This window comes from Halosimplex rarum, assembly GCF_047715405.1.
In the GTDB taxonomy this organism is placed as follows: domain Archaea; phylum Halobacteriota; class Halobacteria; order Halobacteriales; family Haloarculaceae; genus Halosimplex; species Halosimplex rarum.
In genome coordinates this window covers 1,509,315-1,523,989 of the sequence record NZ_CP180412.1, presented here as the reverse complement: position 1 = coordinate 1,523,989, position 14,675 = coordinate 1,509,315, and the positions used below count along the sequence as shown (strand labels likewise).

The 14,675-nt window shown below is 67.6% G+C and carries 16 protein-coding genes; 7 read left to right on the top strand and 9 right to left on the bottom strand.

Translation table 11 applies throughout. From position 1 onward, the window contains the following. Positions 1-27: 27 nt before the first annotated feature. Together ACMGFH_RS07330 and ACMGFH_RS07325 are read right to left on the bottom strand one after the other, a co-directional pair. Positions 28-2,775 (bottom strand): ATP-dependent helicase, encoded by a 2,748-nt coding sequence (locus ACMGFH_RS07330; protein WP_415382269.1) that lies wholly within the window; start codon positions 2,773-2,775, stop codon positions 28-30. A 68-nt stretch (positions 2,776-2,843) separates the two neighbouring features. After that, positions 2,844-3,050: a hypothetical protein gene (locus ACMGFH_RS07325; protein ID WP_415382267.1), complete on the bottom strand. Its 207-nt coding sequence runs from the start codon at positions 3,048-3,050 to the stop codon at positions 2,844-2,846. Between the two features lie 110 nt (positions 3,051-3,160). On the opposite strand from ACMGFH_RS07325, the gene ACMGFH_RS07320 reads away from it, so the two are divergent. From ACMGFH_RS07320 to ACMGFH_RS07305, 4 genes are all read left to right on the top strand, one after another. Continuing rightward, the gene (locus ACMGFH_RS07320; protein WP_415382266.1) at positions 3,161-3,430 is read left to right on the top strand and encodes a dihydrodipicolinate synthase family protein; all 270 of its coding nucleotides are present in this window, start codon (positions 3,161-3,163) and stop codon (positions 3,428-3,430) included. Then, entirely contained in the window at positions 3,384-4,187 is an 804-nt protein-coding gene (locus ACMGFH_RS07315; protein ID WP_415382264.1) for an MBL fold metallo-hydrolase, read from the top strand. The genes ACMGFH_RS07320 and ACMGFH_RS07315 overlap by 47 nt, the downstream gene beginning before the upstream one ends. A 380-nt stretch (positions 4,188-4,567) precedes the next feature. Beyond that, a complete protein-coding gene (locus ACMGFH_RS07310) occupies positions 4,568-4,942 on the top strand; it encodes a hypothetical protein (RefSeq protein WP_415382263.1) in 375 nt (124 codons plus the stop codon). Between the two features lie 189 nt (positions 4,943-5,131). Further along, positions 5,132-5,563 carry a hypothetical protein gene (locus tag ACMGFH_RS07305; protein ID WP_415382261.1) on the top strand — a complete coding sequence of 144 codons (432 nt, stop codon included), beginning with the start codon at positions 5,132-5,134 and terminating at the stop codon, positions 5,561-5,563. Positions 5,564-5,589: 26 nt separating this feature from the next. On the opposite strand, the gene ACMGFH_RS07300 is transcribed toward ACMGFH_RS07305, so the two are convergent. The 4 genes from ACMGFH_RS07300 to ACMGFH_RS07285 form a co-directional block, all read right to left on the bottom strand. Then, positions 5,590-6,042, bottom strand: a complete 453-nt coding sequence (locus ACMGFH_RS07300) for a pyridoxamine 5'-phosphate oxidase family protein (protein ID WP_415382259.1) — start codon at positions 6,040-6,042, stop codon at positions 5,590-5,592. 80 nt (positions 6,043-6,122) lie between these two features. After that, on the bottom strand, positions 6,123-7,301 hold the full coding sequence (locus tag ACMGFH_RS07295; RefSeq protein WP_415382257.1) for an ATP-binding protein: 1,179 nt from the start codon (positions 7,299-7,301) through the stop codon (positions 6,123-6,125). A gap of 109 nt (positions 7,302-7,410) precedes the next feature. Next, complete coding sequence (locus ACMGFH_RS07290) at positions 7,411-8,511, bottom strand: mRNA surveillance protein pelota (protein WP_415382256.1); 1,101 nt, start codon at positions 8,509-8,511, stop codon at positions 7,411-7,413. Positions 8,512-8,545: 34 nt separating this feature from the next. Beyond that, positions 8,546-8,740 (bottom strand): hypothetical protein, encoded by a 195-nt coding sequence (locus ACMGFH_RS07285; RefSeq protein ID WP_415382254.1) that lies wholly within the window; start codon positions 8,738-8,740, stop codon positions 8,546-8,548. A 119-nt stretch (positions 8,741-8,859) separates the two neighbouring features. Between ACMGFH_RS07285 and ACMGFH_RS07280 the strand changes: the two genes are divergently transcribed. After that, on the top strand, positions 8,860-9,750 hold the full coding sequence (locus ACMGFH_RS07280; RefSeq protein WP_415382253.1) for a tetrahydrofolate dehydrogenase/cyclohydrolase catalytic domain-containing protein: 891 nt from the start codon (positions 8,860-8,862) through the stop codon (positions 9,748-9,750). A gap of 49 nt (positions 9,751-9,799) precedes the next feature. Here ACMGFH_RS07280 and ACMGFH_RS07275 read toward each other — a convergent pair whose 3' ends face one another. Both ACMGFH_RS07275 and ACMGFH_RS07270 read right to left on the bottom strand, forming a co-directional pair. After that, entirely contained in the window at positions 9,800-10,519 is a 720-nt protein-coding gene (locus ACMGFH_RS07275) for a TFIIB-type zinc ribbon-containing protein (RefSeq protein ID WP_415382252.1), read from the bottom strand. A gap of 425 nt (positions 10,520-10,944) precedes the next feature. Further along, the gene (locus ACMGFH_RS07270) at positions 10,945-11,217 is read right to left on the bottom strand and encodes an amphi-Trp domain-containing protein (protein WP_415382251.1); all 273 of its coding nucleotides are present in this window, start codon (positions 11,215-11,217) and stop codon (positions 10,945-10,947) included. Between the two features lie 305 nt (positions 11,218-11,522). Here ACMGFH_RS07270 and ACMGFH_RS07265 point away from each other — a divergent pair, with 305 nt between their 5' ends. Further along, positions 11,523-11,798 carry a PadR family transcriptional regulator gene (locus ACMGFH_RS07265; RefSeq protein WP_274323010.1) on the top strand — a complete coding sequence of 92 codons (276 nt, stop codon included), beginning with the start codon at positions 11,523-11,525 and terminating at the stop codon, positions 11,796-11,798. 80 nt (positions 11,799-11,878) lie between these two features. Here ACMGFH_RS07265 and ACMGFH_RS07260 read toward each other — a convergent pair whose 3' ends face one another. After that, positions 11,879-13,201, bottom strand: a complete 1,323-nt coding sequence (locus tag ACMGFH_RS07260; protein ID WP_415382250.1) for an AI-2E family transporter — start codon at positions 13,199-13,201, stop codon at positions 11,879-11,881. 137 nt (positions 13,202-13,338) lie between these two features. Between ACMGFH_RS07260 and ACMGFH_RS07255 the strand changes: the two genes are divergently transcribed. Then, a complete protein-coding gene (locus tag ACMGFH_RS07255; RefSeq protein ID WP_415382248.1) occupies positions 13,339-14,610 on the top strand; it encodes an MgtC/SapB family protein in 1,272 nt (423 codons plus the stop codon). Positions 14,611-14,675: the final 65 nt, after the last annotated feature.

Below are 14,675 nucleotides of genomic sequence, written 5' to 3'. Positions count from 1 at the left end.
GACGGTGCGATACCGCTGACGGGCCGGTCAGTTCGTCCCGGGTTCGCGCTCGGGCGTCCCCTCGCCGTCGATCTCGGCCATGACGCGCTCGTGGAAGCGCTGGAGCACTTCGCTCTCGTCTTCGGCGAGCACCACGTCCGAGGCCATCAGGGTCGCCAGACCGAACGCCCGCGGTGACGGCGTGTCGACGCGGTGGTGTTCGATCGTGACCGCGCCGGCTCTGATCGCGTCGATCACGTCTTCGATGGCGTCCACGTTCAGTTTGTCTTCGAGGATCTCCCGGTAGGTCTCCTCGATGACGGCGAACTCTTCGAGGTCCTCCGCGAACCCGAGCAGCATCTCGGAGTTCATCTGCTGCTCGCTCGCGGACTTCTCGTAGCCCTTGTAGCGCTTGAGGATCATCAGTGCCCGGGTGGCGTTGATCCGGAAGTATCGCTGGAGCAGGTCCGTGCCGTCGAGGCTCGCCCGGAGGTCCGGGCGCGCGTCCACGGGTTCGAGATCGGCGAGGACGCCCGTCACGTCGACCTTCCGGTTGAGTGGCATCGAGAGCGTGAAGCCGTTGTCGGCCACGGCGACCTGCACGTTGGCGTCGGCCTCCTGGGCGACGCGGTAGGCCAGCAGCCGCGAGAAGCCGTCGTTGAATCGCCGACCGTAGTTCGAGTGGACGTAGTACCGGCGCTCGTACTCCTCGCGGTCGAGTTCCTCCTCGACGACGAGGCGCTCGTCGGTGCTCACGCTCTCGAAGCCCGCGAACTTGACCTGCTCCTCGAACATGCGCGTCACCGCGCGAACGCTGTTCTCGTCGAGCGGATACTCTCGGAGCCAGTGACGCACCGCGCCGGCGCCGCCGCGGTCGAGCCTGTCGAGGAGGTCCCGCTGGAAGGCGAGGATCTCCCGACCGAGGTCGTACGAGAGGGGCAGGCGCTCGGAGAACCACGAGGGCACCGTCGGGCGGGCGTTCGTCCGGTCGGCGTACACCTTCGACCCGCGGCGGTAGCGGTACTCGAAGCGGTCGCCCCCGAGGACGAACACGTCGCCCGAATCGAGCGTGTCGAGGTAGGACTCGTCCAGTTGCCCGACCCAGTCGTCGCCCGAGCGGGTGAACACGTCGCAGGTGAACGAGTCCGGGATCGTTCCGATGTTGGTCATGTAGATGACCCGGGCGAGGCGGCCGCGCTTGCCCAGCAGGTGCTCGCCGACGGGGTACTCCTCGTAGTGGTGCTCCCCGTCGGGCGCGTCGTTCGTGTCGCGCCAGACCTTCGCGTAGACGTGTCGGTCCTCCATCCCGTCGTAGTCAGCCGTGAGGTACCGCATGAGCGACTCCCACCCTTCGTCGCCGTAGTTCCGATAGGGGTAGGCACGTTCGAGGATCCCGCGGACGTCGGCTTCTGGCCGGATCTCGGCGATGGCCATGCCGTAGACGTGCTGGGCGGCCACGTCCTGGGCGTTCTCCGGGACGAACACCCGGTCGACGAACCCCTCGGTCGCCTTCTTCAGCATCACCGCGCACTCGACGAGTTCGTCGCGGTCGAGCGCGACGACTCGACCGGTCACCGTCTCGCCGAGCTGGTGACCGGCGCGGCCGACACGCTGGAGCAGCGACGCGACTGATTTCGGCGAGCCGACCTGCACCACGAGGTCGATGTGGGGCATGTCGATGCCGAGTTCCAGGCTCGTCGAGGTGGTGACCACGTCGAGGTCGCCCGATTTCAGTCGTTCCTCGATCGCCTGACGGCGGTCCTTCGAGAGGCTGCCGTGGTGGCAGCCGGAGTTTTCCTCGTCGTACTCGTCGTTGCGCTCGCGCAGGTTGTGAAGCACGCGCTCGGCGCCGGAGCGGGTGTTGGTGAACACGAGCGTGTTCGTGTGGTCCTGAATCAGGTCGTGCAAGTCGCGGTAGAACCGGTCGTTAACGACGTCGGGGGGTGTGTTCACCAGGTCGTCGGTCGGACAGACGAGTTCCATGTCGAACTCGCGGGCGAATCGGGCGTCGACGATCTCGTAGTCGCGGGGATGGCCACCGGGCGATTCCTGCCCGACGAGGAACTCGGCCATCGCGTCGAGCGGTTCGACCGTCGCCGAACAGCCGATGCGCGTCGGCGAGCCGTGAGCCAGCGCTTCGAGGCGTTCGAGCGAGACCGAGAGGTGCGTGCCCCGCTTGTTCTCGGCGAGGCTGTGGATCTCGTCGACGACCACGTACTCCACGGTGCGGAGCTTCTCCCGGAACTTCGGCGAGTTGAGGAGGATGGCGAGCGTCTCCGGCGTCGTGTTGAGGATGTGCGGCGTCTGTTTCAGCATCTTCTGCCGGTCGGCGTCGCTGGTGTCGCCGTGGCGGATCGCGTGGCGGATCTCGACGTCCTCGCCCCGCTCGTCGAGCTTCTCGGTGATGCCGTCGAGCGGTACCTCCAGGTTGCGGTGGATGTCGTTGGCGAGGGACTTGAGCGGGGAGACGTACAGGCAGTAGACGGAGTTTTCGAGCCCGTCGGCGCGGTCGCGCCGGAAGAGCTCGTTGATGATACCGGTAAAACTCGCGAGCGTCTTGCCGGAGCCGGTCGGCGCCGCGATCAGGGCGTTGTCGCCCTCGTGGATGAGCGGGACGGCCTCCTTCTGCGGCGGCGTGAAGAAGCCGCCGTTCTCGGGGACGTACGCGCCGAACTGCTCGACCCACCACTCGCGGACCGGCGGCTCCAGCAGGTCTAACACGTCGCCGTCGTCGATCTCGACGCCGGCCGGGTCGACACCCACCTCCGCCGCGTCGAGCAACTCGCGTCCTCCCATTCGGGCTTCGTGGCTTCCGTTAGAGCCGCGCCGTCAAGTGGGTTTGGACAGCGGAGTGAAAGTGGTCTTCACCGTTCGAAGGCGTTGTCGGTGGTGATCATGAGGACTGCGAGGACGACAACGGCGAGGACGGCCAGCGCGGTCCCAGCCGTGCCACCGCCGAACGCGTCGAGACGGAACCCCCAGGCCTCACGGATGACCACGTAGCCGAGCGCGACGGTCGCGAACAGCAGGCCCGCCGCCTTCGAGAGCGGGGAGTCGATGCGGAATCCCATGCGATCACGTCGTCGCGTGAGGGACAAATACCTTGTGCGCCGACAGGTGGGGCCGAGGCCGGACTCGACGGGCCGGCGGACAGGAAGGGGATCGCGACCCAACGGTTCACGTGCTCTCGAACGAGACGCGAGTCCTCTGTCTGCTCGTGACGCCCTTCGAGGACGGCGCCGTCGACCACGACGGGCTCGCGGAGGTGGTGGAACATCTGGCGGACCGCGGCGTCGATGGGTTCGTCCCCTGCGGGACCACCGGCGAGTTCGCCAGTCTGACCCAGGACGAACGCACCGAGGTCGTCGAGGAAGGCCTTTTCACCCGGCGTTCGAACAGCGAGTATGCGCGTCACCTTCCTGGGCACGGGCAGCGCGATGCCAACCGGTGAGCGGTTCCAGACTGGCCTCCTGCTGGAGTCCGCGGGCGGGAACCTGCTCGTCGACTGCGGCAGCGGCGCCCTCCACGGCCTCCAGCGGACCGGCGTCGGCTACGACGGCATCGACGCCGTCCTCCTGACCCACCACCACCTCGACCACGTCTCGGACCTGCTACCGCTCCTGAAAGCCCGGTGGCTGGCGGGGGAGACCGACTTCACCATCGCCGGCCCCGAGGGGACCGAGGAGCTGGTCACGGACCTGCTGGAGGTCCACGACTACATGCGGGACCGGATGGATCTCCGCTTCCGGGAGGTCGAGCCCGGCTCGTTCTCGCTCGCCGGCTTCGACGTGTCCGCGATGGAAGTCCACCACTCGATGTACTGTCTCGCGTACCGGTTCGAGGCGTCGGCTGCGACCGGGTCCGCCGGGTCGTCGGGCGCGCCTGACTCCACCGACGGCGACCGTCCGGCGTTCGTCTTCAGCGGCGATACCGAGGCGTTCACGGACCTGATCGAGTTCGCCGACGGCGCCGCGGTCCTGGCCCACGACTGCTCGTTCCCGGACAGCGTCGACGTGGACAACCACCCGACGCCGAACGAACTCGGCGGCGTGCTGGCTGACGCCGACGCGGACGTCGGGCGCGTCTACCTGACGCACCTCTACCCGCACACCGACGGCGAGCACGAGGCGATGCTGGACTCGATCGCCGAGCGCTACGACGGCGACGTCCGGTTCGCCTCGGACGGGCTCTCGCTCGACATCGAGTGAGGCGGCGGCGTCGGGCCGGTCGCCTCGCCAACGGTGTTACTCGTTTGATCAAACGTCTAGTGAACCGGAAATAGTCTACACGTTATCTGGTTCCGAGCGGAACACGGCTACATGCGCGACACGGGTGAACTACGTACGGTCGACGACGGGCCACAGGCCTCGGATCCGCTCCCGAAGCGAGACCCGTCGAGCGGATCGGTACCGCCACGTCCAGGCGAACGGTCACACTCCGGCCCGGGATCGAGCGAGCAGCGCCGGCCGGGTCGCCACCGTCGCGAACCGAGGGGCTACCGCGACGGCGTTCGGAGTCGAGCGGTCGCTCGCGAAACCGCACTCGCGAGGTACTGGGGGTTCGAACGCGCCCCGTCCCGAGGTGACCGATGAGCTACGACGACGTGTTCGACGCGCTGGCGGACGAGCAGCGGCGCCAGCTGCTGCTCGGGCTCGACCACCGCGATATCTACCTCGTCGCTCCGCTCTCGGGCGTCTCGCGGGATCTGGCGGACGCGCACGGGGGGCTCCTCCGCACTCACCTGGCGAGTTCGCGGGAGGTGTCGTCCGTGGACGAGTCGCTCTTGCGAATGCACTGCGTCCACCTGCCGAAACTGGCGGCATACGAGTTCGTCGAGTGGGACCCGACCGACAACCTCGTCACGAGGGGCGAGCGTTTCGACGATGTGGAACCGGCCCTCGAACTGCTGGACGACCGGCGACGGAAGCACTCCGTGACCGACCCCCTCGCCCCGCTTCGGTAGCGCGGCGGCGGCGGCGAACCGACGGACGCGACCGCTCGGTTCTCTCCCTCGTCAGTCCGAACGGAGACGAAGGGTCGCGGCGAGAAGGGCTCGGAGGGAGAACCCAGCGGGTCTTCCGGTGCGCGAAGCGGTCATCGGACCCGCCGGACCCGATCACTTACCCGTGTGGGGCCCCCGCAACGTAGATAGATGCCGTCGACAGACCTCGACCCCTCGCAGTCGGACGGCGGCGAGGAACCGCCCGTGCGCTGCGAGGCGTGCCGGTCGGCGCTCGAGTCGGAGAGCGAGCAGACGGTCTCGTTCCTCCTCGTCGACCAGCTCACGATCCCCGTTCTCAGCTGCGACGACCACCTTCGGGAGTTCACCTCGGTCTGCGGGCTGACTACCGAGGGATCCGCCGACCTCCTCGACCACCGACCGGCCGGCGGAGTCCGCTGTCCCGGCTGCCGCAACGCCCGGTACGAGCCGTCTCATCCTATCGTCCCGGTACGGGAAGGAGGCGTCGTCGTCACCGCGTGCCCCACCCACCAGTCGGCGATCGTCGAGCGCTTCCGCGCTGGCCTCCGGACGCACGAGCAGCTGACGGCAACGCTCGGCACGACTCCCCCCGCGACTCGGTAAACCGCGAGCGACGGCTGCGCGCCCCGCTACTCCTCGCGAGCCCGCATCCGGTCGGAGAAATCCCAGGTGTACGCCCGGTCGATGTCGATCTCGATCGCGACTTCGTCGCGTTCGGGCGAGAGCAGCGACTCGGCCAGTCCGCCGTCGCGCTCGCCGAGGTATCGGTCGACGAGCGCGCGCAGGACCTCCTTGTCCGGGTCGGGCGATATCGACGCGGCGCCGGCCCCGCGGACCCCGCGATAGGGCGGCTGATTGGTCGATACCTCGAAGGCGACCGGCGGGTTCTCCCGGAGGTATCGGACGACCTTCGCGTTCGCGCCGGTCGCACACTCGAGGCGGCCCTCGCGGTAGCGGTACCACAGCGAGAGCATCCAGAGCCCGCCGTCCGGCGTGTGCATCGCGAGCCGGACCGGGATCGTCCGCTCGTCGAGGAACTGTTCGGTCCGCTCGCGCGTCCAGTCGCCGGTGAGAGTCTCCATAGTGCGGTCTCTCTGATCAACGGTCGCCGGCGGGATAAACGTGGGTTTCAACTGGATCGGTCGCGGCCGGATATCCCGTTTCAGGCGCGTTCGAGCGTGATCTGGAACTCGGCGCCGCCGGCGTCGCTCTCGCCGACCGCGACGGTGCCGCCGTGGGACTCCGTGAGCGCGCGGACGAACCCGAGCCCGAACCCGGTCCCGTCGCTGTCCGCGCCTTTGACGCCCATCTCGAAGATGTCGCCGCGGATGTCGGGCGGGATGCCCGCGCCGTCGTCGGCGAGAGCGACGGTGACGTCGTCCGACGTCGATTCGACGGCGATCAGGCGAACGGTCACGGCCCCGTCGTTGTGGACCGCGGCGTTCGAGAGGACGTTCCCGAACACCGAGTCGATCAGGTCGCCGGCGTAGACGCGGTAGTCGAAGTCGGCGGGGTCGAACGCGACGGAGAGGGACTCGTGTTGGTCGGTCGCGTCTTCGACGGACCGCTCGAGGAGCGCGCGCAGGTCCCTGGCTTCGGGCTCGCACTGCGCTTCGAGCGTCGACACCAGGTCGCCCACGCGTTCGACGAGGTCGACCGAGTTGGCGGCGGCGCGTTCGATCTTCGCGACGTACTCGGCGGCCTGCTCGTCCTCGACCTCGTCGGCGACGACGTCGGCGAACCCGGCGATGATCTGCAGGTCGTTGCCGATGTCGTGTCGCAGCAGTCGGTCGTAGAGCTCGATCATCTCCTTGCGGGTCTCCAGGTCCCGCCTCGCGCGTTCGAGGCGCTCGCGCGACCGGATGTTGCTGATCGCCGTCGCGGCGTGGGTCGCCAGGATCTCCATCGGCCGCACGAACTCGTCGCCGAACTCGGTGACCGCCGCCGATCGGACGACGATCACGCAGATCGTCTCGTCGACGATCCCCTCGGGGACCGCGAGGGTCGCGGTCGTGTCCGAGTCCGGCTCGATCCCCGCCTCGTCGTCGGTCAGGACGACGGTCTCGCCCGTTTCGTGGGCTCGTCGGGCGACCTCGCTCGGCGGCGCGTCCGCCGATAGCTCCGGGTTCGTGCTCCCGGCGACGCGGAGGTCGTCGTCGACCGCACCGTCGCTCCCGCGGACCTCGACCACGGTCACGTCCGTTAGCTCGAACAGGATGGTGATCGCCTCCAGCGTGAGCGAGACCACCTCGTCGACCGTCTCGCACTGGTTCAGCGCCTGTCCGTACTTGTTGAGGTCGGCGACCTGCCGCGCGAAGTCCTGGCGTTGTTCGAATCCCATCGGCGTCTCCTGACCGATCGTTGCCGATCGATCCCGAACCGGCAGCAAAGCAGTTCCGGTGGTGTTATCAGCGATGAGATCTCCGGTGATCCGGACGCACCGGGGCCAGTCAGTCGATCCGATAGCGCAGCAGTGCGGCGATCCCGCCGAGGTTCCGGAGCTGCTGGCCGGGGTCGAATTCGCCGGAGAAGACGGTCACCTCGCCCCCTTTCTGTTCGGTCGTCTCGATGACGTCGTCGACGTCGATCACCCACTCGCCCTCGTCGCCGCGTTCGGCGCGCAGCCGTTCGTCGAGGACGAGCAACGTCTCGATGGCGCCGAACTCGGCGGCCTCGGCGACTCCGTCCGGGCCGTAGGCGACTTCAGATCCCGTCGCGATGCGCTCGGTCAGCTCGTCCACGAGGTCGGCTTCCTTCGAGATACGGGTCTCGGTCTGCACCTCGTCGACGGCGCCGCGTTTGAGCACCTCGTGGACGCCGCGATCGCCGACGCCGGCCGTGTCGACGGTCGTGATCAGACTCGCCAGGTCGGGGTCGTTTTCCTCGATATAGTCGAGCGCTTGCTGTTTCGTGAACCCGGGGCCGGCGAGGATAACCGCGTCGACGTCCATTCGGCCGAGCACCTCCGTGAGTTCCTCGTAGAGGTCCTCGCGGGAACTCCCGCCGCCGCTCGACCCCATCGAGCCGGTGAGCGTCGACTGACCCTTCCCGCTCGACCCCGTGAGGCTCGCCCGCTCCTCGGTCCCGTACTGGGCGACGGTGTGGACGTACGCCTGGCCTTCCTCGACGGTGGCGATGGCCACGTCGGGGTTCTCGGTGGCCTCGACGGCCTCGGCGAGGCGGTCGTCCTGGTCCGGTTTCCACACCTTCTCGACCTCGATCTCGGTGAGCGGTTCGACGTTGAGCGTGTGGTGGAAGTCCAGTTGGTCCTCGCGGGAGCAGTCGACGATGACGCCGCCGACGCGCAGGCGGTTGGCGAACTTGGCGAACTCCACGTCGTCGACTTCGACCTCGATCCACATGGGCTCGCGCTCGCCGCCGGTGTCGCGCATGTCGTCGTCGTTGCGCTGGATCCGCCGCGTCGTGTCGCCGGCCACCAGGTCCCCCGGCTCGACGACGTAGGTGAGATGCCACAGATCGTCCAGACTCTCGGGGACGAGCGTCACGCGCTCGCGCCCCTCGGTCGTGTGGTGGCGGTCGTTGATCTGCATACCCGGATTTCAGCGTCCGTCGGCAAGTGTGCTGTTATTCTGTCTGGTACCGATCCTCTCCACCGAGAACCGTCTCACCCATCCGTTCCCAGACGGCCCTGCCGGCGTGGAGCAGCGCGACCACGACGAACCCGACGCTCAGCAACGAATTGCCGACGTACGCCTGTCCCCAGGCGATAGCGAGGAAACAGGCACTGAAGCCGAGCCAGGTCCACCACGGAACGTCCATACCCCGCGTTGAGAGGACTGCGGAATAGTCTTGTCGGACGAGAATACTGTGTCGATTGTGTCGTCTGTCGCGCCCCTGTTTCCGGGAGCTTCATACCGTCGCGCCTCGCCCGTTCGAGTATGACCGAGATCATCGACGGCAACGCGGTGGCCGAGGACGTGCGCGCGGAGGTCAGTGACGCGGTAGACGAACTCGCCGACGAGGGCGTCACGCCGACGCTCGCGACGGTGCTGATGAGCGACGACCCCGCCAGCGAGACGTACGTCTCGATGAAGCAGAGCGACTGCGAGGAGGTCGGCATCGACACGGTCGACGTGGACATCGACTCCGACGCGCCGGCCGAGGAGCTGTACGACACCATCGACGAGCTGAACGCCGACGACGACGTGAACGGCATCCTCGTGCAGATGCCGGTGCCGGACCACGTCGACGACCGCCGCGTCCTCCGGAGCATCGACCCCGAGAAGGACGTCGACGGGCTCCACCCGGAGAACATCGGTCGGCTCGTCGCCGGCGACGCGCGCTACAAGCCCTGCACGCCCCACGGTATCCAGCGCCTGCTCGCCGCCGCGGACGTCGAGACCGAGGGGAAAGACGCCGTCGTGGTCGGCCGCTCGCGGCTGGTCGGCAAGCCGATGGCGAACCTGTTCATCCAGTACGGCGAGGGCGGGAACGCCACGACGACGGTCTGTCACTCGCGGACACAGAATCTCGCCGAGAAGACCCGAAACGCGGACATCCTCGTCGCCGCCGCGGGCGTGCCGGAGATGATCGACGGCTCGATGGTCGGCGAGGGGAGCGTCGTGGTCGACGTCGGCATCAACCAGGTCGACGCCGACACCGAGAAGGGCTACGAGCTGGTCGGCGACGTGGACTTCGAGAGCGCGAAGGAGAAAGCCGCTGCCATCACGCCCGTCCCCGGTGGTGTCGGCCCGATGACGCGCGCCATGTTGCTGTACAACACCGTCAACGCGGCCGCGCTGCAGTCCGGCACCGAGAGCGCGCTGTAGGCCGCGCGCGCGTCAGGTTCGGTGGCGGACGCTTCTCAGCGGTCGGTCCTCAGAGTTCGATGTCGAACTCGTCGAGCCGGCGCTGCGCTTCTGCGAGCGCGGTCTCGTCGTCGTCGATCAGGGCGCGACCGATCGACCGGGCGACGTAGACGAGTTCGCCGGCGGTCCGCGGGGACACGTCGCCGTCGAGCGCTTCGACGCGTTTCTGCTGGTCGCGGAGCGTCGACAGGAGCCCCCGGACGGTCTCGTCGGGGTGGTCGTCGAGGTACCGGCGCACGTCCGAGCGGTAGGCGTCGACGGCACGGGCGTACGCGAGGCCGCGGACGGCGCGCAGCGACTCGGGCACGCCGTCGGCGGGGGGCCGTTCGCCGTCGTCCGCCCCGCGCAGCAGTTCGAGGAAGTAGTACTCCTCGTCGTCGGTGACGCGCATGGCGTGGGTGAGCTCCTCGGCGGCGAGCCGGAGTTCGGCGGCGGCGAGGTACGTATCGTCGAGCGGCTGGAGGTCGCCGCCGCGGACGAAGCCGCGCTTGCGGACGTACTCGCGGCACGTCTCGGCGGTGGCCTCGGCCACGTCCGCGAGCGGCTGCTCGTCCACGAGGTTCCTGATCGCGCTCAACTCCAGCGCGGCCGGGCTGGCCGTGTGCTCGGTTGGGTCGTCGAGGCCGACGCTGCGCATGCTCCCGCACTCCGGGCAGACCACGCTCCCCGTCTCGTAATACGACCAGCGGGTTCCGCAGGACTGACACTCGCGCTCGCCGCGGATCTTCATACGCGTCCGTAACGCCCGGGCGCCTAAAATCCGCCCGGTCGGTCCCGCGCAGAGACAGGCCGCCGCGGCGGCCGGATCCGCTCGCCTGTCCGGACGAGACAACGAATACACAGGTGGCGATGGCGGCCGGTGCCGGTACCTTTATGTGATTCCCGGCCAGAATTTCGGATGACGCTTCGCTTGGAGGGCCGAAGCGTCAGCGGGGACCAATTCAGGGCGGCAAGCGTTCGCGTGGGCTTTTCACCCACGCGTTCGCTTTCCATTCCTTTCGAACGTCACGAACCAGACAGCCACTGCCTCGTTCTATACCGAGTAACGCCTCGTTACTGCAACCGCTCGGCCGGTCGGACCCACGATATCCGTGCGTCTCGGGGAGAGACTGTCCGGACGTCTCGGGGAGAGACGGGCCGCTCAGTCAGCGACCCCTACTGGATAGACAGCGAGTCGTCGGTCGCGTTCTCGTCCCACTCGAGTTCCAGTTCGAGACCCAGTTCGCCGGGGCCGCCGGCCGGTCCCTCGCGTTCGACTTTCACCTCGAACTCGACGTCGCGCGGGACGTCGACGGTGATCGAGTCGGTGCTGGTTTCCAGAGTGAGCGACTCGCCGCTGTCTAGCCGGTCGGCCACGGTCCGGAGGTACGACGCCACGTCGGTCCGGGTCAGATTCCGTTCGTCTTCGAAGAGGACTTCTTCGGGCATACGTCTGCTAGACGCACCGGCGGCATAAGTATCACCGTGCCGACCGACGACGGGCTGCGTGTCGACTGATGCTGGCCCACGTGCCGATCGACCGGGTTCGCGGGTTCGTCGAAACCCCCCGTCGCAACGTCTCGGAGTCGATACCTGAAATCCAACGAATACGAGCACTACTCCGAGAATATCAGCTGATTTAACTATTCGAATGGGAGTAACAGCGGACTAATGCCGACGTTCGGAGATGTACCTGGATCATCAGTCGACATATTTATGAATATCAGACAGTAACGTCTACACGGACATTACCGATGTACGACCTGACAGGATTCCAGCGAGACCTGCTGTACGTCATCGCTGGGAAGGAGGAGCCACACGGGCTCGCCATCAAGGAGGAACTCGAGGAGTACTACGAGAAGGAGATCCACCACGGCCGTCTCTATCCGAACCTGGACACGCTCGTCGACAAGGGACTCGTCGAGAAGGGTCAGCGCGACCGGCGGACCAACTTCTACAGCCTCACCCGCCGCGGTCGCCGCGAGATCGAAGCCCGCCGCGACTGGGAAGAACAGTACGTCGACCTGTAGTCGGTCCGCACGCGAACACCGCGTTCACCGACTGATGGCCGCATTTCCGCGCTCTGTCGCCCGTGGACTCTATCTCGCCGTCAGTCCGCCCGCGAGTCGCCCGACGACTCCCCGCTCCCGGAGTCGCCCGCGGATTCTCCGTCGTCTGAGCCGTCCGCTCGTTCGTCCGCCGCGCCGTCCTGTGGCGAATCCGTCGCGGAATCGCTGTCGGCGGCGGGTTCGCCGCCGGCGACCGGGTCGCTGTCGGCGGGCCGAGCGGAGGCACCGCGCTCGTCGTTCGCACCGTCGAGCGGCGCTTCGGCCGTGCCCGGGCCCTGCGCCGATGGGGCCGGTCCGGGCTCGTCGTCGTCCGCCCAGAACAGTTCCGGGACGACGACTTTGGCGAAGTGGGTCACGAAGACGAGGATCATCGGCCCGAGGAACAGCCCGTACCAGCCGAACAGGAGCGACCCGAGGATGTAGGCGAACATGACGCTGCCGGTGTGGAGGGTCCCGCCGGTGACGTACGGCCGGACCATCAGGTCCGGGATGACGTCGACAATGACGAACGAGACGGCCCCGAAGGCGACGACGAAGCCCCAGCCGGACCCCTCGGAGAAGGCGGTCACCGCGATATAGCCGGTCATCGGGATGTAGACGAGCTTCATCCCGACGACCGGGATGAGGCTCGCGATACCGGTCAGCAGGCCGACGAGCGCGGCGTAAGGGATCGCGACCTCGGGCGGCGCGAAGATGTTCAAGATGCTGTACGTGATGGCTCCGGCCGTGCCCGTGACGATGGCGTTGAGGATGTTCCCGGCGAAGATCAGCTCCAGGCTATCGTCGATCTCGCGGGCGAACGCTTCGAACACGGTAGGCCCGTCGCCGTCGAAGTTCGATACCCAGTCAGCGAGTTTGTGGTCGTCGCGCAGCAGGTAGAACGCGACCGCGAACATGATGAACAGGTGGAGGAGTCCGGTCGCGAGGAGGCCGAGGTAGCTGGTTCCACGGGTCAGCGCCGTTTGGAGCAGGCCCACACCGCCCGCGCTGTCGAACACGTCGCGCGGGTTCTCCACGGCCTCGGACACGTTGAGATACGGCCCGGCGACCTCGATGTACTCTCCGAGGTCCGTGTTGCCGGCGAACTCCTGGAGCTCCTGGAACCCGATGGCAGTCGCGTAGAGCAACAGCAGGACCGCCGGGAGCGCGAGCGCGACGAGCGCCAGCGCCGCCGACACCGACCGCTGGCCGACGCGGTCGCGGATGTGCCCGTTGACCCGCCGGGTCGAGTAGTAGATGAACAGCGCGAACACGAAGGTGCCGACGAACGAGTAGAACACCCACAGCACCGTGATCCCGAGGACAGCCCCGACCGTGACCCAGCCGATCCGCCCCCAGTTCGGATTGAACTCGAACTCGACCATCGTCCTCGCTATCATCGGGGCGACACATAAATACCGGCCGACGCGGCGAAGTCCGCGCGCGATATCGAGCGGGTCGGCGGCGCGGTCCGCAGGGTAGCGGCCCGATATTTATTACCGACAGTCGTCTACGTCGGGGAGTGCACGGAGTCGCGCAGTTCGCGTCGATCCCGCTGGACACGGAGGTGCTCCAGATAACGCTCTCTGGAGTCCTGGGTCTGTTCCTGGGGCTGGAGCGCGAGTGGTCACACAAGTCGGCCGGCGTGCGAACGTTCTCGCTCATCAGCATTCTCGGCGCGGCGTTCACCGTGCTCGGGTCGGTCCCGCTGGTCGTCGTCGGGGGAGTCCTCGTCATCGTGCAGGGGACGCTCCTGGCGGTCCGCGGGCTCATCGACGACGAGGACGAGGGGCTCTCGCTGACGACGTCGATGTCGATGCTCGTCGCCTACGGCGTCGGCACCCTCGTCGCCTCGGGCTTCACCCTGGAAGCGGTGACCGTCACCGTCTTCTCGGCGCTGTTGCTCGTGCTCAAGCGCGAGCTCCACTCGTTCGCCTGGGGGATGACCCGGACGGAACTGCGCTCGGCGGCCGAGTTCGCGATCCTCGCGTTCGTCATCTACCCGCTGCTCCCCGCGGAGAGCTACGACGTCGGCACCGCGAACCTGGCCGTGGAGATCGAGCCGCGCGTCATCTGGCTGATGGTCGTCACCGTCGCCGCCATCGGCATCGTCAACTACGCCATCGTCCAGACCTACGGCAGCCGCGGCATCGCGGTGACGGGATTCTTCGGCGGACTGGCCTCCTCGACGGCGGTGGTCGGCGCCATGCTCGACCACGTCGAACAGCGACCGGCGGTCAGCTCCTACGCCGTCGCGGCCATCCTGCTCGCCGACGCCGCGATGGCCGCCCGCAACCTCGCCATCGCCCTGCTGTTCACGTTCGAGACGGGGGTGCTTCTCGGGGCGGTCGTCCCCCTCGGCGGCGTCATCGTCGGGAGCTTCGCCATCGCCGCCTACACCGCCGACTGGTCGGAGAACCTCGAAATGGACATGGATAGTCCGTTCTCGCTGCGCAAGGTCCTCGGGTTCGGCGGCCTGTTCCTGTTCGTCGTCGTCGCCGGCGGTCTCGCGGCAGCCCAGTTCGGTCGCCTGGGGTTCTACGTCACCGCGGCGCTCACCGGGCTGGTCTCCAGCGCCGGCGCGACCACCTCGGCGGTGATCCTCTATCGCGGCGGGGGACTTTCCGCCGACGCGGCAGTATTCGCTATCCTGCTCGCGACCGCGTCGAGTATCGTCGTCAAGGCCGGGCTGACCTTCGCCAGTCCCAACCGGGAGTTCGCGGTCAAGACGATGACGGTCAGCACGGTCCTGCTCGTCGCCGCCGGCGTCGTGACCGCCGTCGCGACGATTTAGCGCCGTCCGGCTACCCGTATCCCGCTTCCCTGCGGTAGTCACATCATTTAACTGGCGACTGACCC

Coding starts and splice junctions, on each gene's coding strand:
- ACMGFH_RS07305 (WP_415382261.1), top strand. CDS start 5,132: ATGCCGTCGACAGACCTCGACCCCTCGCAGTCGGACGGCGGCGAGGAA.
- ACMGFH_RS07270 (WP_415382251.1), bottom strand. CDS start 11,217: ATGCCCGAAGAAGTCCTCTTCGAAGACGAACGGAATCTGACCCGGACC.
- ACMGFH_RS07300 (WP_415382259.1), bottom strand. CDS start 6,042: ATGGAGACTCTCACCGGCGACTGGACGCGCGAGCGGACCGAACAGTTC.
- ACMGFH_RS07285 (WP_415382254.1), bottom strand. CDS start 8,740: ATGGACGTTCCGTGGTGGACCTGGCTCGGCTTCAGTGCCTGTTTCCTC.
- ACMGFH_RS07310 (WP_415382263.1), top strand. CDS start 4,568: ATGAGCTACGACGACGTGTTCGACGCGCTGGCGGACGAGCAGCGGCGC.
- ACMGFH_RS07280 (WP_415382253.1), top strand. CDS start 8,860: ATGACCGAGATCATCGACGGCAACGCGGTGGCCGAGGACGTGCGCGCG.
- ACMGFH_RS07330 (WP_415382269.1), bottom strand. CDS start 2,775: ATGGGAGGACGCGAGTTGCTCGACGCGGCGGAGGTGGGTGTCGACCCG.
- ACMGFH_RS07275 (WP_415382252.1), bottom strand. CDS start 10,519: ATGAAGATCCGCGGCGAGCGCGAGTGTCAGTCCTGCGGAACCCGCTGG.
- ACMGFH_RS07315 (WP_415382264.1), top strand. CDS start 3,384: ATGCGCGTCACCTTCCTGGGCACGGGCAGCGCGATGCCAACCGGTGAG.
- ACMGFH_RS07265 (WP_274323010.1), top strand. CDS start 11,523: ATGTACGACCTGACAGGATTCCAGCGAGACCTGCTGTACGTCATCGCT.
- ACMGFH_RS07295 (WP_415382257.1), bottom strand. CDS start 7,301: ATGGGATTCGAACAACGCCAGGACTTCGCGCGGCAGGTCGCCGACCTC.
- ACMGFH_RS07290 (WP_415382256.1), bottom strand. CDS start 8,511: ATGCAGATCAACGACCGCCACCACACGACCGAGGGGCGCGAGCGCGTG.
- ACMGFH_RS07325 (WP_415382267.1), bottom strand. CDS start 3,050: ATGGGATTCCGCATCGACTCCCCGCTCTCGAAGGCGGCGGGCCTGCTG.
- ACMGFH_RS07260 (WP_415382250.1), bottom strand. CDS start 13,201: ATGGTCGAGTTCGAGTTCAATCCGAACTGGGGGCGGATCGGCTGGGTC.